Raw genomic sequence first — 1,417 nt, 5'->3', positions numbered from 1 at the left:
CTGCCCCATTGATAGGTCTCGCCGGTGAGCTCGTCGCGCACCGGTGCCGACTCGTGCCGGTCCAGGCCGAGTTGCGGCATGTCCAACGAGACCGTGGCCTCCTGGGTGTGGTGGGGGTCGAGGTTGGCGACCACCAGAACCGTGTTCGAACCCCGCCGCTTCGAGTACGCGATGACCTCCTCCTTGTCGGCGTGGTGGAAGTGGAGGTCGCGCAGCTGCCGCAGGGCCGGGTTCTCGCGCCGGATGGTGTTGAGCCGGGTGATGAGGGGGGTGATGGTGCGGCCCTCGCGTTCGGCGGTCTCCCAGTCGCGGGGTCTGAGCTGGTACTTCTCGCTGTCGAGGTATTCCTCGCTTCCCTCGCGCAGGGGGGTGTTCTCGCACAGTTCGTAGCCGCTGTAGATGCCCCAGGTGGGGGAGAGGGTGGCGGCCAGGACGGCGCGGACCTCGAAGGCGGGCCGTCCGCCGTGCTGGAGGTAGGCGTGCAGGATGTCGGGGGTGTTGGCGAAGAGGTTGGGCCGCATGTAGGAGGCGGCCTCTCCCGACAGTTCGGTCAGGTACTCGGTCAGTTCCTGTTTGCTGTTGCGCCAGGTGAAGTAGGTGTAGGACTGCTGGAAGCCGATCTGGGCCAGGGTGTGCATCATCGCGGGGCGGGTGAAGGCCTCCGCCAGGAAGATCACGTCGGGGTCGGCGGCGTTGATCTCGCCGATCACCCGTTCCCAGAAGACGACGGGCTTGGTGTGCGGGTTGTCGACCCGGAAGATCCGCACCCCCGCCGCCATCCAGTGGCGCAGGACGCGGCAGGTCTCGGCGACCAGGCCGTCGAGGTCGGCGTCGAAGGCGATGGGGTAGATGTCCTGGTACTTCTTGGGCGGGTTCTCCGCGTGGGCGATGGAGCCGTCGGGGCGGTGGTGGAACCACTCGGGGTGCTTGTGGACCCAGGGGTGGTCGGGGGAGCACTGCAGGGCGAAGTCGAGGGCGACTTCCAGGCCGAGTTCGCCGGCGCGGGCGACGAAGCGGGTGAAGTCCTCCAGGGTGCCCAGGTCCGGGTGGACGGCGTCGTGGCCGCCCTCGGGGGAGCCGATGGCCCAGGGCACGCCGACGTCGTCGGGGCCGGCGTCGAGGGTGTTGTTGGGGCCCTTGCGGTGGGTGGTGCCGATCGGGTGGACGGGCGGGAGGTAGACGACGTCGAAACCCATCGCGGCGATCGCGGGCAGGCGGCGGGCGGCGGTGTCGAAGGTGCCGTGCGGCCGCTGCGGGGTGCCCTCGGAGCGGGGGAAGAACTCGTACCAGGCGCCGTACAGGGCCCGCTCGCGTTCCACCAGCAGCGGCAGCGGGTCGCTGCTGGTGACCAGCTCCCGCAGCGGACACCGGGCCAGCACCGCCTCCACCTCCGGCGTCAACGCCGCCGCCAGCCGGG

1 protein-coding gene is annotated in these 1,417 nt (G+C 70.1%); it reads right to left on the bottom strand.

Features of this window, described 5'->3' with window-relative positions:
* On the bottom strand, positions 1-1,417 hold a 1,417-nt coding region (locus KYY02_RS33555), incomplete at both ends, for an alpha-amylase family protein (protein ID WP_371244841.1).

The organism is Streptomyces pimonensis (assembly GCF_041380215.1).
GTDB lineage: Bacteria > Actinomycetota > Actinomycetes > Streptomycetales > Streptomycetaceae > Streptomyces > Streptomyces pimonensis.
Note: the sequence above shows the minus strand (reverse complement) of the source record. Positions and strands in the feature narration are given on the sequence as shown.